Annotated in this window: 19 protein-coding genes; 12 read left to right on the plus strand and 7 right to left on the minus strand. The window is 71.7% G+C overall.

The window, feature by feature from the left end; translation table 11 throughout:
* Nucleotides 1-18 precede the first annotated feature (18 nt).
* The 4 genes from AB0J12_RS09570 to AB0J12_RS09585 are packed head-to-tail and all read right to left on the minus strand — an operon-like array spanning nucleotide 19 to nucleotide 3,810.
* On the minus strand, nucleotides 19-1,575 hold the full coding sequence (locus AB0J12_RS09570; RefSeq protein WP_363263675.1) for an ABC transporter permease: 1,557 nt from the start codon (nucleotides 1,573-1,575) through the stop codon (nucleotides 19-21).
* Nucleotides 1,572-2,432, minus strand: coding sequence for an ABC transporter ATP-binding protein (locus tag AB0J12_RS09575; protein WP_363263676.1), 861 nt, complete (start codon nucleotides 2,430-2,432; stop codon nucleotides 1,572-1,574). The genes AB0J12_RS09570 and AB0J12_RS09575 overlap by 4 nt, the downstream gene beginning before the upstream one ends.
* Nucleotides 2,429-3,271 carry a zf-HC2 domain-containing protein gene (locus tag AB0J12_RS09580; RefSeq protein ID WP_363263677.1) on the minus strand — a complete coding sequence of 281 codons (843 nt, stop codon included), beginning with the start codon at nucleotides 3,269-3,271 and terminating at the stop codon, nucleotides 2,429-2,431. The genes AB0J12_RS09575 and AB0J12_RS09580 overlap by 4 nt, the downstream gene beginning before the upstream one ends.
* Nucleotides 3,268-3,810: an RNA polymerase sigma factor gene (locus AB0J12_RS09585; protein WP_363263678.1), complete on the minus strand. Its 543-nt coding sequence runs from the start codon at nucleotides 3,808-3,810 to the stop codon at nucleotides 3,268-3,270. The genes AB0J12_RS09580 and AB0J12_RS09585 overlap by 4 nt, the downstream gene beginning before the upstream one ends.
* A gap of 266 nt (nucleotides 3,811-4,076) precedes the next feature.
* On the opposite strand from AB0J12_RS09585, the gene AB0J12_RS09590 reads away from it, so the two are divergent.
* The 11 genes from AB0J12_RS09590 (at nucleotide 4,077) to pstB (ending at nucleotide 16,305) form a co-directional block, all read left to right on the plus strand.
* The gene (locus tag AB0J12_RS09590; RefSeq protein ID WP_363263680.1) at nucleotides 4,077-4,472 is read left to right on the plus strand and encodes a GntR family transcriptional regulator; all 396 of its coding nucleotides are present in this window, start codon (nucleotides 4,077-4,079) and stop codon (nucleotides 4,470-4,472) included.
* Nucleotides 4,469-5,356, plus strand: a complete 888-nt coding sequence (locus tag AB0J12_RS09595; RefSeq protein WP_363263681.1) for an ABC transporter ATP-binding protein — start codon at nucleotides 4,469-4,471, stop codon at nucleotides 5,354-5,356. The genes AB0J12_RS09590 and AB0J12_RS09595 overlap by 4 nt, the downstream gene beginning before the upstream one ends.
* Nucleotides 5,353-6,357 carry an ABC transporter permease gene (locus AB0J12_RS09600; RefSeq protein ID WP_363263682.1) on the plus strand — a complete coding sequence of 335 codons (1,005 nt, stop codon included), beginning with the start codon at nucleotides 5,353-5,355 and terminating at the stop codon, nucleotides 6,355-6,357. Before AB0J12_RS09595 ends, AB0J12_RS09600 begins: the two co-directional genes overlap by 4 nt.
* Entirely contained in the window at nucleotides 6,354-7,178 is an 825-nt protein-coding gene (locus tag AB0J12_RS09605) for a hypothetical protein (RefSeq protein ID WP_363263683.1), read from the plus strand. The genes AB0J12_RS09600 and AB0J12_RS09605 overlap by 4 nt, the downstream gene beginning before the upstream one ends.
* Nucleotides 7,179-7,830: 652 nt before the next feature.
* Complete coding sequence (locus AB0J12_RS09610) at nucleotides 7,831-10,068, plus strand: RNA degradosome polyphosphate kinase (RefSeq protein ID WP_363263684.1); 2,238 nt, start codon at nucleotides 7,831-7,833, stop codon at nucleotides 10,066-10,068.
* Nucleotides 10,049-11,206 (plus strand): CHAD domain-containing protein, encoded by a 1,158-nt coding sequence (locus AB0J12_RS09615; protein WP_363263685.1) that lies wholly within the window; start codon nucleotides 10,049-10,051, stop codon nucleotides 11,204-11,206. The genes AB0J12_RS09610 and AB0J12_RS09615 overlap by 20 nt, the downstream gene beginning before the upstream one ends.
* Before the next feature lie 33 nt (nucleotides 11,207-11,239).
* Nucleotides 11,240-11,689: an NUDIX hydrolase gene (locus tag AB0J12_RS09620; protein ID WP_363263686.1), complete on the plus strand. Its 450-nt coding sequence runs from the start codon at nucleotides 11,240-11,242 to the stop codon at nucleotides 11,687-11,689.
* Nucleotides 11,690-12,150: 461 nt separating this feature from the next.
* Nucleotides 12,151-13,281, plus strand: coding sequence for a phosphate ABC transporter substrate-binding protein PstS (gene pstS / locus AB0J12_RS09625; RefSeq protein ID WP_363263687.1), 1,131 nt, complete (start codon nucleotides 12,151-12,153; stop codon nucleotides 13,279-13,281).
* A 132-nt stretch (nucleotides 13,282-13,413) separates the two neighbouring features.
* Nucleotides 13,414-14,421 carry a phosphate ABC transporter permease subunit PstC gene (pstC, locus tag AB0J12_RS09630; RefSeq protein WP_363263688.1) on the plus strand — a complete coding sequence of 336 codons (1,008 nt, stop codon included), beginning with the start codon at nucleotides 13,414-13,416 and terminating at the stop codon, nucleotides 14,419-14,421.
* Nucleotides 14,418-15,485 (plus strand): phosphate ABC transporter permease PstA, encoded by a 1,068-nt coding sequence (pstA, locus tag AB0J12_RS09635; RefSeq protein ID WP_363263689.1) that lies wholly within the window; start codon nucleotides 14,418-14,420, stop codon nucleotides 15,483-15,485. The genes pstC and pstA overlap by 4 nt, the downstream gene beginning before the upstream one ends.
* 43 nt (nucleotides 15,486-15,528) lie before the next feature.
* Nucleotides 15,529-16,305 carry a phosphate ABC transporter ATP-binding protein PstB gene (pstB, locus tag AB0J12_RS09640; protein ID WP_363263690.1) on the plus strand — a complete coding sequence of 259 codons (777 nt, stop codon included), beginning with the start codon at nucleotides 15,529-15,531 and terminating at the stop codon, nucleotides 16,303-16,305.
* A gap of 379 nt (nucleotides 16,306-16,684) precedes the next feature.
* Here the strand turns inward: pstB and AB0J12_RS09645 are convergent, their stop codons facing one another.
* On the minus strand, nucleotides 16,685-17,683 hold the full coding sequence (locus AB0J12_RS09645; RefSeq protein ID WP_363263691.1) for an inorganic phosphate transporter: 999 nt from the start codon (nucleotides 17,681-17,683) through the stop codon (nucleotides 16,685-16,687).
* A gap of 7 nt (nucleotides 17,684-17,690) precedes the next feature.
* Nucleotides 17,691-18,311: a DUF47 family protein gene (locus AB0J12_RS09650; protein ID WP_363263692.1), complete on the minus strand. Its 621-nt coding sequence runs from the start codon at nucleotides 18,309-18,311 to the stop codon at nucleotides 17,691-17,693.
* A gap of 233 nt (nucleotides 18,312-18,544) precedes the next feature.
* Here AB0J12_RS09650 and AB0J12_RS09655 point away from each other — a divergent pair, with 233 nt between their 5' ends.
* A complete protein-coding gene (locus AB0J12_RS09655) occupies nucleotides 18,545-18,922 on the plus strand; it encodes a metal-sensitive transcriptional regulator (RefSeq protein WP_363263731.1) in 378 nt (125 codons plus the stop codon).
* Between the two features lie 27 nt (nucleotides 18,923-18,949).
* Here AB0J12_RS09655 and AB0J12_RS09660 read toward each other — a convergent pair whose 3' ends face one another.
* Nucleotides 18,950-19,117 (minus strand): hypothetical protein, encoded by a 168-nt coding sequence (locus AB0J12_RS09660; protein WP_361636124.1) that lies wholly within the window; start codon nucleotides 19,115-19,117, stop codon nucleotides 18,950-18,952.
* Between the last annotated feature and the right edge of the window lie 58 nt (nucleotides 19,118-19,175).

Consider the following 19,175-nt stretch of genomic DNA (forward strand, 5'->3'; position numbering starts at 1 on the left):
GTCTCAGACGCACCGGTCTCATGAGTCACAGGAGTCACCGGCCTCCCCCTTTTCCTGAGCCGGAGCCGGTACGCCCAGGAGCTGGGCGACCCGCGTCAGCGGCGTCTTCGGTGAGGTCAGCTCCGGCCAGTGGGCCTTCACCGAGGCGGTGACCTGGGCGCGCGGCTTCTCCAGCAGTGCCCGGACGACGTCGGTCTGCGGGGCGCTCATCGACACCGGGTCGGTGGTGCTGAGGGCGACGGCGGGACCGGTCACGGAGTCGTCGAGCCGGACGTCGCGCAGCGCGGTCATCGGGTCCGGCTGGGCGGCCAGCGCCAGCCACATCACGGTCACCGTCCGGGCGTCGCACATCCCGCTCGCGGTCTTCTCGTCCCCGGCCACCAGCACCGAGGCGACAGCCACGGCGAACTCGGGGACGCGGTTGCCGCCCCAGCGCGTACCGACGGTCACCTGGCCGGGACCGGACAGCGGGGCGAGCGCGGAGTCCGACGTCAGCCCGTAGCGCGCCTCGAGCCGCTGGCGGACCGTCAGTCTGCTGTGCTGCGCGGCGCCGCCGGCGAGCTGCTGGACCCGGTCGGCCTCCTTGGCCCAGTCGGCGGTGCGGCCGGTCCACTCCGGGAAGGCGCAGTACACGTTCGTGCCGTGCGGGACGCACTGCTGCACCCGCTCCGGGTGGACCGACGCCGTCGTACGGGCCGCGAGCACCTCGTGCCCGTCGCCGGTGGACTGGCCCGCGACGCCCGCGCCCGTGGCGGCGACGGCCACGGCGGTGAGCGCGCCGAGCGAACGGCTGCGCAGCCCGCTGCGCAGCAGCGCGGCGCACAGCAGCAGCACCGTCAGCCCGAGCAGATACAGCGCGTGCCAGTAGGCCGGGCGGCCCAGCAGGTCGGAGGGGACCGGCTTGCCGCCGGTCTCGTCGACGACCGGGGACAGCCAGTTGACCCAGTCGGCGTCCGAGCCGTCCGCCGCGACGGCGACGAGGGTCACGAGAACGTACAGGCCGATGACGAACAGCGGGGCGGGGAAGGAGGAGCGCACCAGCCGGGCGAGCAACACGCCGAGCGCCCCGGCCAGCAGCACCGACAGCGGGCCGACCACCAGCTCGGCGGCCGAGCCGTGCCCGACCGCGCCCGGGCGCAGCACCGCCACCGTGAACTCGGCGGTGACGACGAGGGCGACGACGGCCGCGACCGGTACGACGGACAGGACGTGGGCGAGGGTGCGCTGCCAGGGCGGGACGGGCAGCACGGCGAAGTGCCGGTCGGTGCCCTGCCGGTGGGAGCGCAGCGCGGCGCGGTTGACGCACAGGAACACGGCGACGGCGACCAGCAGCGGGCCGGTCTGGGTGGCGCGGTCGACGTCCTGCAGCACCGGGTAGTCGTCCATGCCGTCGCCGCGCATGAGCAACTGCCAGAGCGAGTAACCGGTGTACAGCAGCAGGAAGACGAACACCGGGATGTACAGCAGCAGTTCGCGTGCCTCGAAGCGGGCCAGGGCGAGGATGGCCCTCCAGGGGTGGGCGGTGCGCTCGGGTCCGGTGACCGCGGGCGCCGGGGTGGTGATCGTCGCGCTCATGCCGCCACCTCCGTGGCCATGTCGTCGAGGGCCAGCAGGTAGCCGTCCTCCAGGGTGGGTTCGAGCAGGTCGGCACCCTCGGGCGGGTCGCCGATGTTGCGGTAGGTGCCGGTGCCGGTGCGCCAGCCGGCGCGGGCGCCGGGGTCTCGGTCGGCGCTGCTCCACACCCGGCCGGCCGCCCGTGCGCTCAGCTCGGCGGGGCTGCCCTCGAAGCGGACGCGCCCGCCGGCCAGGACGATCACCCGATGGCACAGCATCGCCACGTCCTCGGTCTGGTGGGTGGACAGCAGCACCGTCCGCCCCTCTCCGGCCTGCGCGATCAGCTCACGGAACCGCATGCGCTGCTCCGGGTCGAGGCCGACGGTCGGCTCGTCCAGCACCAGGAAGCCCGGGTCACCGACGAGAGCGGCGGCCAGGGCGACCCGCTGCCGCATCCCTCCGGACAGCCGCTTCATGCGCCGGCCGCGTACATCGGACAGGTCGACGGCGTCGAGGACCCGGCGCACCTCGCGGTGGCGGGCGGCGCGATCGGTGAGCTCCTTGAGGATCGCCACGTAGTCGACGAACTCGAAGGCCGTGAAGTCCGGGTGGAAGCCGGGGTTCTGCGGGAGGTAACCGAGCTCGCGGCGCAGTCTCTGCCGGCCGGCGGCCGTGGCCGGGTCGTGGCCCAGGGCGGTGAAGGAGCCCCGGTCGGCGGGGACCGCGGTGGCCAGGACCCGCAACAGGGTGGTCTTCCCGGCTCCGTTGGGCCCGAGCAGCCCGGTGACGCCGGGGGCGAGCCTGAGCGAGACGTCGTCCAGGGCGCGCGTGCCGCCGTAGCGGAGGGTCAGCCCCGAGGCGGAGACGGTGGTGGTCATGCGGCACTCCCGTAGGTGGTGAACGGCGCGTGCGCCGAGGTGGTGTCGAAGCGGTCGCGCAGCCGCACCAGCAGCCAGCCGGCTCCGGCGGCGACCACGGCGGCCGCGAGCTGCCCGAAGAGGGTGAAGGGGGCGAGCGTCCCGTGGTTCAGCGCTCTGGCCACGGCGAGCACCGCGACCCAGGCGCCGCCGACCAGCGCGGGTGCGAGCACCGGCCCGAGCCGCGGGGTCAGAGCGAGTCCGGTGGTGGTCAGGGCGAGCGCGGGCAGCAGCCAGGTCAGCGCGCGCAGTCCGTATTCCGGCAGGGCGAGCGTGGCCACGCCGTTGAGCACGAGACTGCCGGACAGCACCGCGACCGTGCGGAGCATCAGCAGCCGGAAGCCGTGCATCGGGGCGACGACGGCCATCTCGTACGTCGGGTCCAGGACGGGGCCGTAGGACAGCGCGACCGCGGCCAGCGGCAGCAGCGGTGCCAGGGCGAGGAACAGGGCGAGCGACCCGGCGGCGTGCACCATCAGCACGGTCGCCGCCAGCACGAACACCAGCGCCAGCAGCCAGGAGCGGCGCAGCACCGGGGTGGCGGCGAGCAGCCGTGCGGTGTGGTCGGCCACCCCGCACCGCACGAGCAGCCGCTCGCTCAGCCCGGGCCGCGGCGCGTCCAGCTCGGCGTCCAGCCGTGCCCAGCCCTGGTCAAGGGCGACGGGCTCGGTGACGTCCGCGAGCCGGGCGCGGCACTCGGAACACGCCGTGAGGTGCGTGTCCGCCGACCACAGCAGCGGCGGGTCCAGCTCGCCGCGCCCGTAGGCGCGCAGATCGTCCTCGGCCACATGCCACGTCATGCCAGCGCCTCCCGCAGTTGCTTGCGGGCGCGCATCGCCCGCGTCTTGACCGTGCCGGGCGGAATGCCGAGCACGACGGCCGCCTCCCGGGTGCTGAGCCCGTCGATGACCGTGGCCTGCAGCACGGCGCGCAACTCGGGCGACAGCCTTGTGAGCGCGCCGGCGAGATCCCCGTGCTCCACCCCCGCGAGCACGCGCTCCTCGGCGGACACCTCGTCCCGGTGCCGCAGCCGCGCGAGCGCCTGCCGCAGCCGGCCGCGCGCGCCGTCCCCGCGCAGCGCGTCCACCAGGCGCCGCGCGCCGATGCGCCACAGCCACCCGGCGACGTCGCCCTCCTGGCGATAGCGGGCGCTGCCCCGCCACACCGCGAGGAACGTCTCCTGTACGACGTCGTCGACTATCCCGGCGTCGGCGCAGCGGCTGCGCATACGCGCGGTCAGCCACGGCGCGTACCGCCGGTACAGCTCCTCGAAGGCGTGACGGTCCCCGTCTGCCGCGATGGCCCGCAGCAGCTCCCCGTCGCTTTTCGTTTCGCTCACATCTCCTCATCGGACGACCCCCGCCGATCGGTTCACGCAACCGGCGACGACTTTGCAGCCGCTCGGACCGGCCGCTGGGGCCAGCCGCTCGGACCGGCCGCTGGACCGGCCGCTCGGGCCACCCGAGAGCCGGTTCCCCGCCCCCTCGGTGACGAGCGCGCTCCCCTCCCCCCTCCCCCCGCTCGGTGACGGCCGCCGGAGTTGACTTTGCCCCACCCCTTGCACCACCCTTTCACTACTCAATTAGTGAAAGGGTGGTTGGCGGAGTGGTCGAGTACCGCATCGACCGGCACAGCGGCGTGGCCACCTACGTCCAGATCGTGCAGCAGACGAAACAGGCCCTGCGCCTCGGGCTGCTGCGCCCCGGCGACAAGCTGCCCACGGCCCGCGAGGTCGTGGAGGCCACGGCGATCAATCCCAACACCGTCCTGAAGGCCTACCGCGAGCTGGAACGCGAGGGCCTGGTCGAGGCACGCCGCGGCCTCGGCACCTTCGTACGGCGCTCGCTGGGCACGACCCCGGCCGACTCCCCGCTGCGCGCGGAACTGGAGGAGTGGGCCCAGCGGGCCCGCAGGGCCGGACTGGAGCGGGACGACGTGGCCGCGCTCCTCACCGCCGTCCTCGACCAGCACTTCCCCGGAGAACAGGGAGAACGTCCATGACCGACCCGGCCATCGAGGCCACCGGCCTCGGCAAGCGCTTCGGCCGGCGTCCGGGCCGCGCCCGCTGGGCGCTGCGCGACTGCGCGCTGCGCCTGCCCGCCGGACGCGTCTGCGCCGTCGTCGGCCCCAACGGCGCCGGCAAGTCCACGCTCCTCGCCCTGGCCGCCGGGCTCACCACCCCGGCCGAGGGCCGGATCACCGTCCTCGGCACCGACCCCGCATCGGCACGCGCGCGTGTGGGCTACGTCGCCCAGGACAAGCCGCTGTACCCGCAGCTCACCGTCGCGGAGACGCTGCGCATGGGCGCCGACCTGAATCCGGCCCGCTGGGACGCGGCCACCGCCGAACGCGTCATAGCGACGGGCGACCTCGACCCCCGGTCGAAAGTCCGTTCGCTCTCCGGTGGCCAGCGCACCCGCGTGGCCCTCGCCCTGGCCCTGGGCAAGCGCCCCGAACTGCTCCTGCTGGACGAGCCGATGGCCGACCTCGACCCGCTCGCCCGGCACGAACTGATGGGCACGCTCATGGCGCAGGCCGCGCAGTACGGCACGACGATCGCGATGTCCTCGCACGTCGTCGCCGAACTGGAGGACTCCTGCGACCACCTCCTCCTGCTCGGCGGCGGCACGGTCCGCCTGTCCGGCGAGATCGACGCCCTGCTGGAGGCGCACGCGCGCGTGAGCGCCCCCGCCGACACCGCCGACCTGACCCCGCACACCGTCGTGGAGTCCCGCACCACCGGCCGCCAGCTCACCGCCCTCCTGCGCCCGGGCGCCCCGCTTCCCACCCACTGGCGCACCTCGGTGCCGACCCTGGAGGAACTGGTGCTGGCGCACCTGCGCAACCCCGAAGCACCGGCGCTCCCCCAGGAGGCCGCCGCATGAGCGCCGTACCCCTGCCCGCCCCGACGCACAAGACGCACGCGCCCCGCCACCTGCACTGGCTCCTGCGCCTGCACCGCCCGGCCCTGCTCACCTGGGCGGCCCTGGTGCTGGCGACGGCCGCCGCCCTGCTGTGGCTGTACGGTCCGGCGACCGACGCGGCAGCGGCCGCCTGGCGCCAGTGGAACGCGTGCGACACCGAGTCGTGTGCGTACGACCAGCCGGCGATCCTGCGCTACAAGACGCTGTACACGTACACGACCATCGCGGTGACCGCGGTCCCCTTCGTGGTGGCCGCCTGGTCAGGCGCCGCCCTCGTCGGCCGCGAGCTGGAGTCCGGCACGGCCCGCCTGACCTGGACGCAGGGCCTCACCCCGACCCGCTGGCTGACGGGCCGCCTGGCCCTGCCGGCCGCCCTGATCACCGCCGGCACCACCCTCCTGGTCATCCTGCACCGCCTGGCCTGGACGGCGGCCGAGGGCCGTATCGACACCGCCGAGGCCTGGTACGACAACACCACACTGCACGCCAACGGCCCCACGACGATCGCCTTCGCGCTGGCCGGTCTGGCCGCCGGCGCCCTCGCGGGCCTCCTGTGGCAACGCACCCTGCCGGCCCTGATGCTCGGTATGGCCCTCACCCTCGTCGTCCGGACGATCGCCGACCAGGCCATGCCCCACCTGTGGCCCACGGCCACCCGCACCACAGACCTGCGCAACGCCGACCTCCTCGGAGACGTCCTGTACGTCGACGAGGGCCTGGTCACCTCCACCGGCAGGCACATGGCCGACCCCACCTGCGGCAGCACCGCCTACCCCGACTGCCGGGCCCTGTACGAAAAACTCGACGCGGTCGGCCACTTCCACATCTACCACCCGGCCTCCCACTACTGGCCGCTGCAGCTGACCACGACGGCCCTGGCCCTCGCCCTGACCGCCCTGCTCACGGCAGGCGCGTACATGACGCTGCGCCGCATCACGGGCGGCAGGGCAGCCGCCGTATGACCACCACGCTCCTGCGCGTGCACCGCGCGGCGACGGCCGTGTGGATCGCCCTGATCCTCGTCCTGACCGTCTGGACCCTCTGGCTGAACCAGGTCACCGCGCACCACACCCGCGCCGCGCAGACCCACTGCGCACAGGACTACTGCGACGCCGTCGCCTCCCCCTACGGCGGAGAGGCGGGCATGGTGGCCCTCCTGATCGGCTACGCCTTCCTCCTCGTGGCCGGCTACGCGGGCGGCGCGCTCATCGGCCGCGAGCTGGAGTCCGGCACCGCGCACCTCGCCTGGACCCAGGGCGTCACCCCGACCCGCTGGCTGACGGCCAAGCTGGCCCTGCCCGCGCTCACGCTCACCGCCGGGCTCACCCTGCTCGTCACGGTGTTCCACTGGACCTGGGCGGCCAACCGGGACCTGACCTTCGACGACTGGTACACCCCGGCCCTCTTCCTGGCCCGCGGCCCGGCGGCGGTCGCGTACGCCCTGTGCGCCCTGGCCGTGGGCACCCTCACCGCGCTCCTCCTGCGGCGCGCGCTGCCGGCCCTCGGCGTCTCGGTCGCCGTGATGTGGCTGCTCGCGATCACCATGGAGACGTACCGGGCCGACCTGTGGCCCACGCGGACCCGCACCGCCACGCACCCCGTCGACCTCCCCGAGCACGCATGGGAACTGGCCGGCGGACGGAACGCGGACGTCTACTACGTCGTCTTCCACCCCGAGTCTCACTACTGGCCGCTTCAGCTCGTGGAGTGCGGCATCGTCCTGGCCCTGGCCGCGACGGCGACCGCGACATCCTTCACACTGCTGCGCCGCCGAACGGCCTGAGCCTCCACGTGTACGTCCCTTCTTTCGGGGGGAGGGACGTGCACGTTTCCTTTTTTGATACGGGACTTTCGCGTACGGCGTTTTCCAGGTGTCCGGGGCTGTGGCCGGCCGGGGGTGGGTGTGCTCACCGGCGCTGGCGGGGTGCCGCTGCGCCCGCCCGTGCCGCCCTGGGGGTCCCCCCTGCCCGAAGAGCTTGGGAAAAGCACGACTGCCCGCAGCTACGACCGGAGGCAGTCGCCGACGGCGGGAAGGGGACGGGGTGGGGGGTGTCCGCCCGCAGCGGCCGGCGCCGGGACACAGTGAGGCCGTCGGAAACGGGCGGCCGGACCGAGGACGGACACCCCCCACCCCGGCCCCGACCCACAGACGACCGCAGGCGCGACACCAGCCACCCACCCACCGCAACGGGCCGCCGCAGGCACAAAAGGGGCGCGGGGAACGGCGCGACCAGCCGCCGCGCACCCGCAGACGAACAACCACCAAAAGCGCCGCAGGCACCGGCACCCTCACGTCATATCCCCGTAACCATCGATTCAGACGAGCTTGCGACGCTCGCGCAATGAAGCCCGCCGTGCCCGAGCCCCAGCACCCCCCGGAGGGCCCCGCACTTTCCGACGCGCCCGTCACCCTCCTGGCGCGGAAGAATGGGTCCATGAGCCAGTCAGAGACGCAGGACAAGGTCCAGCAAGCGCAGCCTTCCGTGGGCTCCATCGCCGCGCACCGCCCCCACACGGTGTCCGCCCCTGTCTCCGACCTCGACCCCGACCTCGACGCGGATCTCGACGCGTACGACGAGTCCCAGGACGGCCAGGCCGGCAGCACACTCCCGCAAGGCCGCTTCCTGGACCGAGAACGCAGCTGGCTGGCCTTCAACGAACGGGTCCTGGAGCTCGCCGAGGACCCGAACACCCCCCTCCTCGAGCGCGCCAACTTCCTGGCGATCTTCGCGAGCAACCTCGACGAGTTCTTCATGGTCCGCGTCGCGGGCCTCAAGCGCCGTATCGCCACGGGCGTCGCCACCCGCTCCGCCTCGGGCCTGCAGCCCCGCGAGGTGCTGGAGATGATCTGGGCCCGCTCCCGTGAGCTGATGGCGCGGCACGCCGCCTGCTTCCACGAGGACGTGGCCCCGGCGCTCGCCGACGAGGGCATCCACCTGGTCCGCTGGAGGGAACTGGCGGAGAAGGAGCAGGCCCGCCTGTTCACCCTCTTCCGGCACCAGATCTTCCCGGTCCTCACCCCGCTCGCGGTCGACCCGGCGCACCCGTTCCCCTACATCTCGGGCCTGAGCCTCAACCTCGCGGTGGTCGTCCGCAACCCGGTCAGCGGCCACCGCCACTTCGCCCGCGTCAAGGTCCCGCCGCTGCTCTCCCGCTTCCTGGAGGCCTCCCCGGGCCGGTACGTCCCCCTCGAGGACGTCATCGCCGCCCACCTGGAGGAGCTGTTCCCGGGCATGGAGGTGCTGGAGCACCACGCCTTCCGCCTCACCCGCAACGAGGACCTGGAGGTGGAGGAGGACGACACCGAGAACCTCCTCCAGGCCCTCGAGAAGGAACTCATGCGGCGCCGCTTCGGCCCGCCCGTCCGCCTGGAGGTGGAGGAGTCCATCGACCGCGAGGTCCTCGACCTGCTGGTCCGCGAGCTGAAGGTCTCCGAGGCGGAGGTCTACCCGCTCCCCGGCCCCCTGGACCTCACCGGCCTCTTCCGCATCCACAGCCTGGACCGCCCGGAGCTGAAGTACCCGAAGTTCATCGCGGGCACCCACCGCGACCTGGCCGAGGTGGAATCGGCGTCGGCCCCCGACATCTTCGCGGCGCTGCGCCAGCGCGACGTGCTGCTGCACCACCCCTACGACAGCTTCTCCACCTCCGTGCAGGCGTTCCTGGAGCAGGCGGCGCTGGACCCGGACGTGCTGGCGATCAAGCAGACGCTGTACCGCACCTCGGGCGACTCCCCGATAGTGGACGCGCTGATCGACGCCGCCGAGTCCGGCAAGCAGGTCCTCGTCCTGGTCGAGATCAAGGCCCGCTTCGACGAGCACGCCAACATCAAGTGGGCGCGCAAGCTGGAGGAGGCCGGCTGCCACGTCGTCTACGGCCTGGTCGGCCTGAAGACGCACTGCAAGCTGTCCCTCGTCGTCCGCCAGGAAGGCGAGACGCTGCGCCGCTACAGCCACGTCGGCACGGGCAACTACCACCCCAAGACCGCCCGCCTGTACGAGGACCTGGGCCTGCTCACCGCGGACCCGCAGGTCGGCGCAGACCTGTCGGACCTGTTCAACCGCCTCTCCGGCTACTCCCGCCGGGAGACCTACCGTCGCCTGCTGGTCGCCCCGAAGTCCCTGCGCGACGGCCTGATCTCCCGCATCGACAAGGAGATCCAGCACCACCGCGCCGGCCGCCCCGCCTTCGTGCGCATCAAGGTCAACTCGATGGTCGACGAGGCGATCATCGACGCGCTGTACCGCGCCTCGCAGGCCGGCGTCCCGGTCGACATCTGGGTGCGCGGGATCTGCGCGATCCGCCCCGGCGTCACCGGCCTGTCGGAGAACGTCCGGGTCCGTTCCATACTCGGCCGCTTCCTGGAGCACTCCCGGATCTTCGCCTTCGGCAACGGCGGCGAGCCGGAAGTGTGGATCGGCAGCGCCGACATGATGCACCGCAACCTCGACCGCCGTATCGAGGCCCTCGTACGGGTCGTCGACCCCGGTCACCGGGCCGCGCTGAACCGCCTGCTGGAGACCGGCATGGCCGCCACCACCGCGTCCTGGCACCTGGGCGCGGACGGCGTGTGGACCCGGCACGCGACCGACGCGGACGGTCAACCCCTGCGCAACGTCCAGGAGACGCTCATAGACGCCCGGAGGCGCCGGCGTGGCACAGCAACACCATGACCTGACGGATCCCACCGCCGGGCCGTCCCCCGAGCTCTCGGCTGCGCTCGAGCAGGGAGGTGCCCCCACGGGGGACGCGCTCGCAGACTATCTCCGTGCCCAGGCGACGGAGTTCCTGAGGGCGCTGCGCCTGCACCGGGAAGCGGGCGGCACGACCAACGCAGGAAGGACGAACGGCACGCCCAACGCGGCAAGGACGAACGGGACGCCCAGCGGAGGAAGGGCGAACGGGGCACGGGCGGCCGAGACACCGCACGCGTCCGTCGACGCCGCCCGGGCCCTGCGGCGCGCGGCCCGCCGTATCAGTGGCAGCCTGCACACCTTCCGCCCGGTCCTGGATGCCGACTGGTCGGAGGAGATGCGCCCCGAACTGGCCTGGGTCTCCGGCACCCTGGCCCTGGAGCACGCCTACGAGGCCCGCCTCGAGCGGCTGTTGACGGCGCTGCACCGGCTGTCGGGCGCGACGGCACTCCCCGCGCAGTCCGTCGGCACCCACCACTCGACGGCGACCGAACGCGGTCAGCTCACCGTCGGCGCGGCCAAGGCGGGCGCGCTGCTGGACCGGCAGCTGACACTGGCCCGGACCCGGGCGCACTCCACCGCGCTGCAGGCCCTCGGCTCGGCCCGGTTCCACGCGGTCGCCGACAAGGTCGCCTTACTCGCCAGCGAGGTCCCCCTCGTCTCCCCGGCGGCCGATCTGCGCCCGCTGGCCGGGGCGGCCCGGGAGCGGCTGACCGACGCGGTGGCCGCGCTGCCGCTGGTCACCGCGGGCAGCCCGTACAACGCCGAGGCACTGGTGCACGGCCTGTCGCCCGACCCGCCCGCCCCGCATCCGCAGGACGCGCCCTGGCACCAGGTCCGCCTGCTGCTGCGCCTGCACCGCTACGCCCAGGAGGCCCTGCTCGGCGGCGAACCCGTGCCGAACGTACGGCTGCTGCAGGCCGGGCAGGCCCTGGACCGGCACCGGGACGCCTCGGAGGCGGCGGCCGCGGCGGCCCAAGCGGCCCGCACCCCGCGGATCGCCCCGGCGACGGCGTACGCCCTCGGTGTGCTGCACGCCGACCAGCGCCACGAGGTGGAAGCGGCCCGGTACGCGTTCCAGCGGACCTGGGCGAAGGAAGCCGTAGGACTCCCCTGAGGACGCAGGACTCCCTTTAAGGAGCACCAGGCCATGCACCCGACACCCCCCACACCCCCTACACCCCCCGCGAACGCCCCCGTCGTCCGGGCCGCGGGCTGTGTCCTGTGGCGCCGCTCCCCGCTCGACGGGACACTGGAGCTGTGCCTCGTGCACCGGCCGAAGTACGACGACTGGTCCTTCCCGAAGGGCAAGCTCAAGCACGCCGAGACCGACCTGGCCGGAGCGCTGCGCGAAACCCTCGAGGAGACCGGCCACACGGCCGCGCCCGGCGCCGAGCTGCCCACCCAGCACTACCTGGCGAACGGCCGCCCCAAGCGGGTCCGCTACTGGGCGGCCGAGGTCACCGGGGGCACCTTCACCCCGACCGACGAGGTCGACCGGATCCTGTGGCTGCCCCCGGCGGCGGCCCGCGCCCGCCTCACCCAGCCGAGGGACCGCACGCTCGTCGACGCGCTGCTCCAGGCCCTGCGCCTGACATAGTCGGGCCCGGCGGACCGATCCCGGCCGGGGACGGTAAGCGGCGCGAAGCCGAGCCCACCCACCCGGCCCACCGCAGCGCGAAGCCCGACCACCCGCCGGGCCCACCACCCGGCACCCCACCCCCGCACCCCATCCCCGCACTCCAGCCCCGCACTCCAGCCCGGCACCCGCCGGAACCCCCTGGCCTCCCCCCTCACAGCCACCCCACCGCCACCTTCCGTACCACTTGCTCCGGAATCCGGCCGTGTCCTCGACGTGAGCGTTCCGTGACCTAACCACACCGTCCCTAGGGGTTCACCTCTCGTTCATTTATGCCCTTCGGCGGCTTCACCTCTTCTGCCTAATTTCGGCCTTACCCGGTGCGGACGCGATCTGGGGGGACGCGTCCGCTCGACCCCGGCTTCGCAGCAACCACGCACGCCGCCGAATTCAGGACGGCGGCTCCTGGAAGGAATTCCTCAGTGAAGCTTCAGCGCATGAACCGGCGGGCCCTCGCCCTCGGCGCACTCGCCGTCTCCGGCGCCCTGGCCCTCACGGCGTGCGGCTCCGACGACACGGGCAGCAAGTCGAGCGGGGGTGGCTCCTCGACGTCCGCGGCCGCGGGCAACATCAAGTGCGACGACGCCAAGGGCCAGCTGCAGGCATCGGGCTCGACGGCGCAGAAGAACGCGATCGACGCCTGGGTGAAGCAGTTCACGCAGGCCTGCAACAGCGTGCAGGTCAACTACAACCCGACCGGTTCGGGCGCCGGTATCACCGCCTTCCTGCAGGGCCAGACCGCGTTCGCCGGTTCGGACTCCGCACTGAAGCCCGAGCAGGTCGCCCAGTCCAAGAAGGTCTGCTCCGGCGGCCAGGCCATCGACCTGCCCATGGTCGGCGGCCCGATCGCCCTCGGCTACAACGTGCCGGGCGTGGACAGCCTGGTCCTGGACGCCTCGACGATCGCGAAGATCTTCGACGGCAAGATCACCAACTGGAACGACAAGGCGATCGCGGCGCTCAACCCGAACGCCAAGCTGCCCGACCTCAAGATCCAGGCGTTCCACCGCTCGGACGAGTCCGGCACCACCGACAACTTCACCAAGTACCTGATCAGCCAGGCCAAGACCGACTGGCCGTACTCGGGCGGCAAGGCGTGGCAGGCCAAGGGCGGCCAGGCCGCGCAGGGCTCCTCCGGCCTCGCCGCGCAGGTCAAGCAGACCGCCGGTGCGATCTCGTACTTCGAGCTGTCCTACGCCTCCGACGGCCTCAAGACCGTCGACCTGAAGACCGCCGCCGCCGAGCCGGCCAAGGCCACCGCGGAGAACGCCTCCAAGGCGATCGCCTCCGCCAAGATCGCCGGCACCGGCCAGGACCTGGCGCTGAAGCTGAACTACAACCCGAGCGAGGCCGGCGCCTACCCGCTGACCCTGGTCACCTACGAGATCGTCTGCGACAAGGGCAACAAGTCCGACACCCTCGCCGGCACCAAGGCGTTCCTGCGCTACGTCGCCTCCGAGGACGGCCAGAAGGTCCTGTCCCAGAACTCCTACGCCCCCATCCCCGCCGAGATCATCTCCAAGGTCCGCACCACCGTCGAGGGCCTGAGCTAAACGAGCGTGCGGCCCGGTTCCCACCGGAACCGGGCCGCACCGTCCGGTGCACCGCCGCCCGGGGCCGTCCCACTCAGTACGACCCCACCGAGCCGCCCGTCCCGCGTGTGGCTCCGCAGACCGGAGAACCCGATGAACATATCGACGCAGACCACAGACGCACCTCCCCCCGCACCCGAGCGCCCCGCCGCCGAGACCAAGCGCGCGGGCCGCGGCGCCACCCGCCCCGGTGACCGGATCTTCCTCGGCCTCTCCCGCGGATCCGGCATCTTCCTGCTGGTGGTCATGGCCGCGATCGCGGTCTTCCTCACCTACCGAGCGTCCATCGCCATCAGCAAGGACGACGGGAACTTCCTCACCACGTTCGACTGGAACACCAACGTCGACCCGCCGGTCTTCGGCATCGCGGTGCTGGCCTTCGGCACGGTGGTCTCCTCGATCATCGCCATGGCCCTCGCGGTCCCGGTCGCGGTGGGCATCGCGCTGTTCCTCACCCACTACGCGCCGCGCCGCCTGAGCGGCGTCATCGCGTACGTCGTCGACCTGCTCGCCGCGGTGCCGTCCATCGTGTACGGCCTGTGGGGCGCCCTGATCCTGGTCCCGCACCTCGGCGGCCTGTACAGCTGGCTGGACGACTACCTGGGCTGGACCGGCATCTTCTCCTGGCAGGGCGGCGCCGCGCGCTCGCTGCTCACCGTGGGCATCCTGCTCGCGATCATGATCCTGCCGATCATCACCAACGTCAGCCGTGAGGTATTCCGGCAGACCCCGCTGATGCACCAGGAGGCGGCGCTCGCCCTCGGCGCCACGCGCTGGGAGGTCATCCGGATGTCGGTGCTGCCCTTCGGCCGCTCCGGCGTGATCTCCGCCTCGATGCTCGGCCTCGGCCGCGCCCTCGGCGAGACGATGGCCGTGGCCACGGTCCTCTCCCCGACCTTCGAGATCAAGGCCAGCCTGCTCGACCCGGGCGGCGGCACGTTCGCCCAGAACATCGCCAGCAAGTTCAGCGAGGCCACCGAGCTGGGCCAGGATGCGCTGATCGCCTCCGGTCTGGTCCTGTTCGTCATCACCCTGCTGGTCAACGGCGCGGCGCGCATGATCATCAATCGCCGCAAGGAGTACTCGGGGGCCAACGCATGAGCACCGCAGCCGTCGTCACCGACAAGCGCAGCAGCTCGCTGCAGGGCGCCCGTCTGCCGAAGTGGTCCCCGTGGGGGTTCGCCGCCGGCTCGCTGGCCGTCGCCGTGGGTATCGGCCTGGCCGCCGGCCTGGACAGCAGGGTCCAGTGGGGCGTGATCGCCGCGATCCTGTTCGTGCTGAGCACCTTCACCGTTTCCGCCCGCGTCGAGGGCCGCCGCCAGGCCAAGGACCGCATCGCGACCGCCCTGGTCTGGGTCTGCTTCCTGCTCGCCGTGATCCCGCTGGCGTCGCTGATCTGGGCGACCGTGAAGCGCGGTGTGAAGGTCCTCGACGTCTACTTCCTGACCCACTCGATGGGCGTGGTCGGCGACTCCGAGCCCGGCGGCGGCATCTACCACGCCATCCTCGGCACCCTGGAGCAGGTGGGCATCGCCTCCCTGATCTCCGTGCCGGTCGGTGTCCTCACCGCGATCTACCTGGTCGAGTACGGCCGCGGCAAGCTCGCCACGGCCGTCACCTTCTTCGTCGACGTCATGACGGGCATCCCGTCCATCGTCGCCGGCCTGTTCGTCCTCAGCTTCTGGATCCTCATCCTGAACATGGGCTACTCCGGCTTCGCCGGGGCGCTCGCGCTGTCGATCCTGATGATGCCCGTGGTCGTGCGCTCCACCGAGGAGATGCTCAAGCTCGTCCCGAACGAGCTGCGCGAGGCGTCCCTCGCCCTGGGCGTGCCCAAGTGGCGCACCATCCTGAAGGTGGTCCTGCCGACGTCGATCGGCGGCATCACCACCGGTGTGATGCTCGCGGTCGCGCGCATCACCGGTGAGACCGCCCCGGTGCTGCTGCTGGTGTGGAAGACCAGCTTCATCAACAGCAACCCGTTCCAGGACCCGCAGGCCTCGCTGCCGCTGTACATCTACCAGCAGTACGCGAACAGCTCCGGTGCCAACGCGGCCTACGACCGCGCCTGGGCGGCGGCGCTGACCCTGATCGCCTTCGTGATGATCCTCAACCTGGTGGCCCGCGGCATCGCCCGCTGGAAGGCCCCGAAGACCGGTCGCTGACGCGGCCATACAGCGACCGACGAACTCTGGAAGTGACGTAATCATGGCCAAGCGAATCGACGTCAGCGGACTGTCCGCCTACTACAGCTCACACCGCGCGATCGAGGACATCTCGATGACCATCGAGCCCCGCTCGGTGACCGCGTTCATCGGCCCCTCGGGCTGCGGCAAGTCGACGTTCCTGCGCACCCTGAACCGCATGCACGAGGTCACCCCCGGCGGCCGCGTCGAGGGCAAGGTGATGCTGGACGACGAGGACCTGTACGGCACCGGGGTCGACCCGGTCGCCGTGCGCCGCGAGGTCGGCATGGTCTTCCAGCGCCCGAACCCCTTCCCCACCATGTCGATCTTCGACAACGTGGCGGCGGGCCTGCGTCTGAACGGCAACTACAAGAAGAGCGAGCTGAACGACGTCGTCGAGAAGTCGCTCAGGGGCGCCAACCTCTGGAACGAGGTCAAGGACCGCCTGAACAAGCCCGGCTCCGGTCTGTCCGGCGGTCAGCAGCAGCGTCTGTGCATCGCCCGCGCGATCGCGGTCGAGCCGAAGGTGCTGCTGATGGACGAGCCCTGCTCGGCCCTGGACCCGATCTCCACCCTCGCCATCGAGGACCTGATCGGCGAGCTGAAGGAGCGCTTCACGATCGTCATCGTGACGCACAACATGCAGCAGGCCGCGCGCGTCTCGGACCGCACCGCGTTCTTCAACCTGGCGGCCGTCGGCCAGCCCGGCCGACTGGTCGAGATCGACGACACGGAGCGGATCTTCTCCAACCCGTCGGTGCAGGCGACGGAGGACTACATCTCCGGCCGCTTCGGCTGAGCCCCGCCCGCGGCTGATCTGCGGCTTCGGCCGGGCAGCCGCCCAAGCCCCTCGCGGTGCTGCATGGCGGTGCCACCGCGAGGCACCAAAAGGGCCCGCCCCCTGGCTCCCGGGGGGCGGGCCCGTTGGTCTGTGCGCGCAGCCGTCAGCGGCCGAGCCGCCTGCTCGGCTGAGCGGCACCCCTGGCCGCGCCGCCCGCCTCGACCGCACCCGTCGGCCGGCCCACACCCCTCGGCCGACCCGCCCCGCCCAGCAACCCCGGCCGACCGACCGCCCAAACCCCCCGCCGTGCTGCATGGCGGTGCCACCGCGAGGCACCAAAAGGGCCCGCCCCCTGGCTCCCGGGGGGCGGGCCCGTTGGTCTGTCAACCGTGTCGGATCAGAGGAACGCCAGCTTCTCGACCCCGAACACCGCGGCCGCGACGAGCCCGGCGGCCGGCATGGTGATGAACCAGCCGAGCACGATGTTCTTGGCGACGCCCCAGCGCACGGCGTTGACCCGCTTCGTCGCGCCGACGCCCATGATCGCGGAGGTGATGACATGGGTCGTGGAGATCGGCGCCTTGAAGATGAACGCGGTGGTGAACATGATCGACGCGCCCGTCGCCTCCGCCGCGAACCCCTGCGGCGGGTCCAGTTCGATGATCTTGCGGCCCAGGGTGCGCATGATCCGCCAGCCACCGGCGTACGTGCCCAGGGACAGCATCACCGCGCAGACGAGCTTCACCCAGACCGGGATCGGGTCACTGAACGTCTCGTGGCCGGAAATGACCAGTGCCAGCACCACGACGCCCATCGTCTTCTGGGCGTCCTGCAGACCGTGGCCGAGGGCCATGCCGGCGGCCGAGACGGTCTGGGCGATACGGAAGCCCCGCTTGGCCTTGTGCGGGTTGGACCGGCGGAACAGCCACATGATCGCCGTCATGACCAGGTAACCGACCACCAGGCCGACGACCGGGGACAGGAACATCGGGATGACGATCTTGTCGAGGACGCCGTTCCACAGCACCTCCGTGCCGCCCGCCAGGGCCGCGCCCACCATGCCGCCGAACAGCGCGTGGGACGAGGAGGAGGGCAGACCGTAGTACCAGGTGGCCAGGTTCCACACGATCGCGCCGACCAGGGCCGCGAAGAGGATGGCCATCCCCGTGGAACCCTGCGGCGTCTCGATCAGGCCCTCACTGACGGTCTTGGCGACGCCCGACCCCAGGAAGGCGCCGGCGAGGTTCATCACCGCGGCCATCGCCAGCGCCGCCCGCGGGGTGAGCGCGCGGGTGGAGACCGAGGTGGCGATCGCGTTCGCGGAGTCGTGGAAGCCGTTGGTGTACGTGAAGAAGAGCGCGACCGCGACGGTCACGACCAGAGCGAAGGTGTCCATGGAGGGGTCAGGACTCCTTGACGGCGATGGTCTCCACCGTGTTCGCCACGTGCTCGAAGGCGTCCGCCGCCTCCTCCAGCACATCCACGATCTGCTTGAGCTTGAGCACCTCGATGGCGTCGTACTTGCCGTTGAAGAGGTGGGCGAGCAGCTTGCGGTGGATCTGGTCGGCCTGGTTCTCGAGGCGGTTGACCTCGATCCAGTACTCGGTCAGGTTCTGCATCGTCCGCAGGTTCGGCATGGCCTCGGCGGTGAGCTCGGCGGCCCGCGCCAGGACCTCGATCTGCTGCTCGACGCCCTTGGGGAGATCCTCGACGTTGTAGAGGACGACCAGGTCGACGGCCTCCTCCATGAAGTCCATGATGTCGTCGAGGGACGAGGCGAGGGTGTAGATGTCCTCGCGGTCGAACGGCGTGATGAAAGAGGAGTTCAGCTGGTGGAAGATCGCGTGCGTGGCGTCGTCACCCGCGTGTTCCGCGGCCCGCATACGCTCTGCGATCTCGGCCCGGGCGGAGGTGTCCGCCCCGAGCAGTTCCATCAGGAGTTTCGAGCCGGTGACGATGTTGTCCGCGGACGCGGCGAACATGTCGTAGAAGCTCGTCTCCCTGGGGGTCAGACGAAAGCGCACGTGGGGTCCTCGGGATGCATCGGTTTCGGTCAGGCTGATGCTAGGCGCATCATCCGGCCACGGCTAACGGGCCGCCCCCCAGTGTCGCCCATCGACGAGACTGGTCGGCACGGGGGCTTCCGCGGCCGCATCCCCTTCTACCCGGCAAACTTCGGTACCATATACCCACCAGGGGTATATAGCCGTAATCTGGACACGGGTCGGCACACATGGCAGCACACTGGGAGGACGCGATGACGACCACCGAGGCCGGCGCGGGTGCGCCCTCCGCGACCGAGGCGGACCAGGCGACCGCGACGCCGGACGTGGTGACCGACCACGACCGCGGCGTGCACGGGTACCACCACCAGAAAGCCGAGCACCTCAAGCGCCTGCGCCGCATCGAGGGCCAGATCCGCGGCCTGCAGCGCCTGGTCGACGAGGACGTTTACTGCATCGACATACTCACCCAGGTGTCGGCCTCCACCAAGGCGCTGCAGTCCTTCGCGCTGCAACTGCTGGAGGAGCACCTGCGGCACTGCGTCGCCGACGCGGCCGTCAAGGGCGGCGACGAGATCGAGGCGAAGGTGAAGGAGGCCACGCAGGCCATCGCCCGCATGCTGCGCACCTGAGGCGGCGCCGGCGCGGGACCGGCCCGCTCACCCCTCGCGGGCGTCCCGCTCCTCGGCCACGCGCAGCACCTCGTCGATGCTCTCCATGCTGAGCCGCTCCCGGGCGGCCGAGGCGGCGATGATCAGCTCACAGCACAGCTCTATCTCGGCGAGGGCCACATGGTCCTGAACCGCCGTACCGCCGAGCGGAGCCACGAGCCTCACCTCATCTCTGCCGTCACCGGCTTCCTAGAGTAGGGAGCGGCCCGCAGCC

It is taken from the genome of Streptomyces sp. NPDC049915 (genome assembly GCF_040656475.1).
GTDB lineage: Bacteria > Actinomycetota > Actinomycetes > Streptomycetales > Streptomycetaceae > Streptomyces.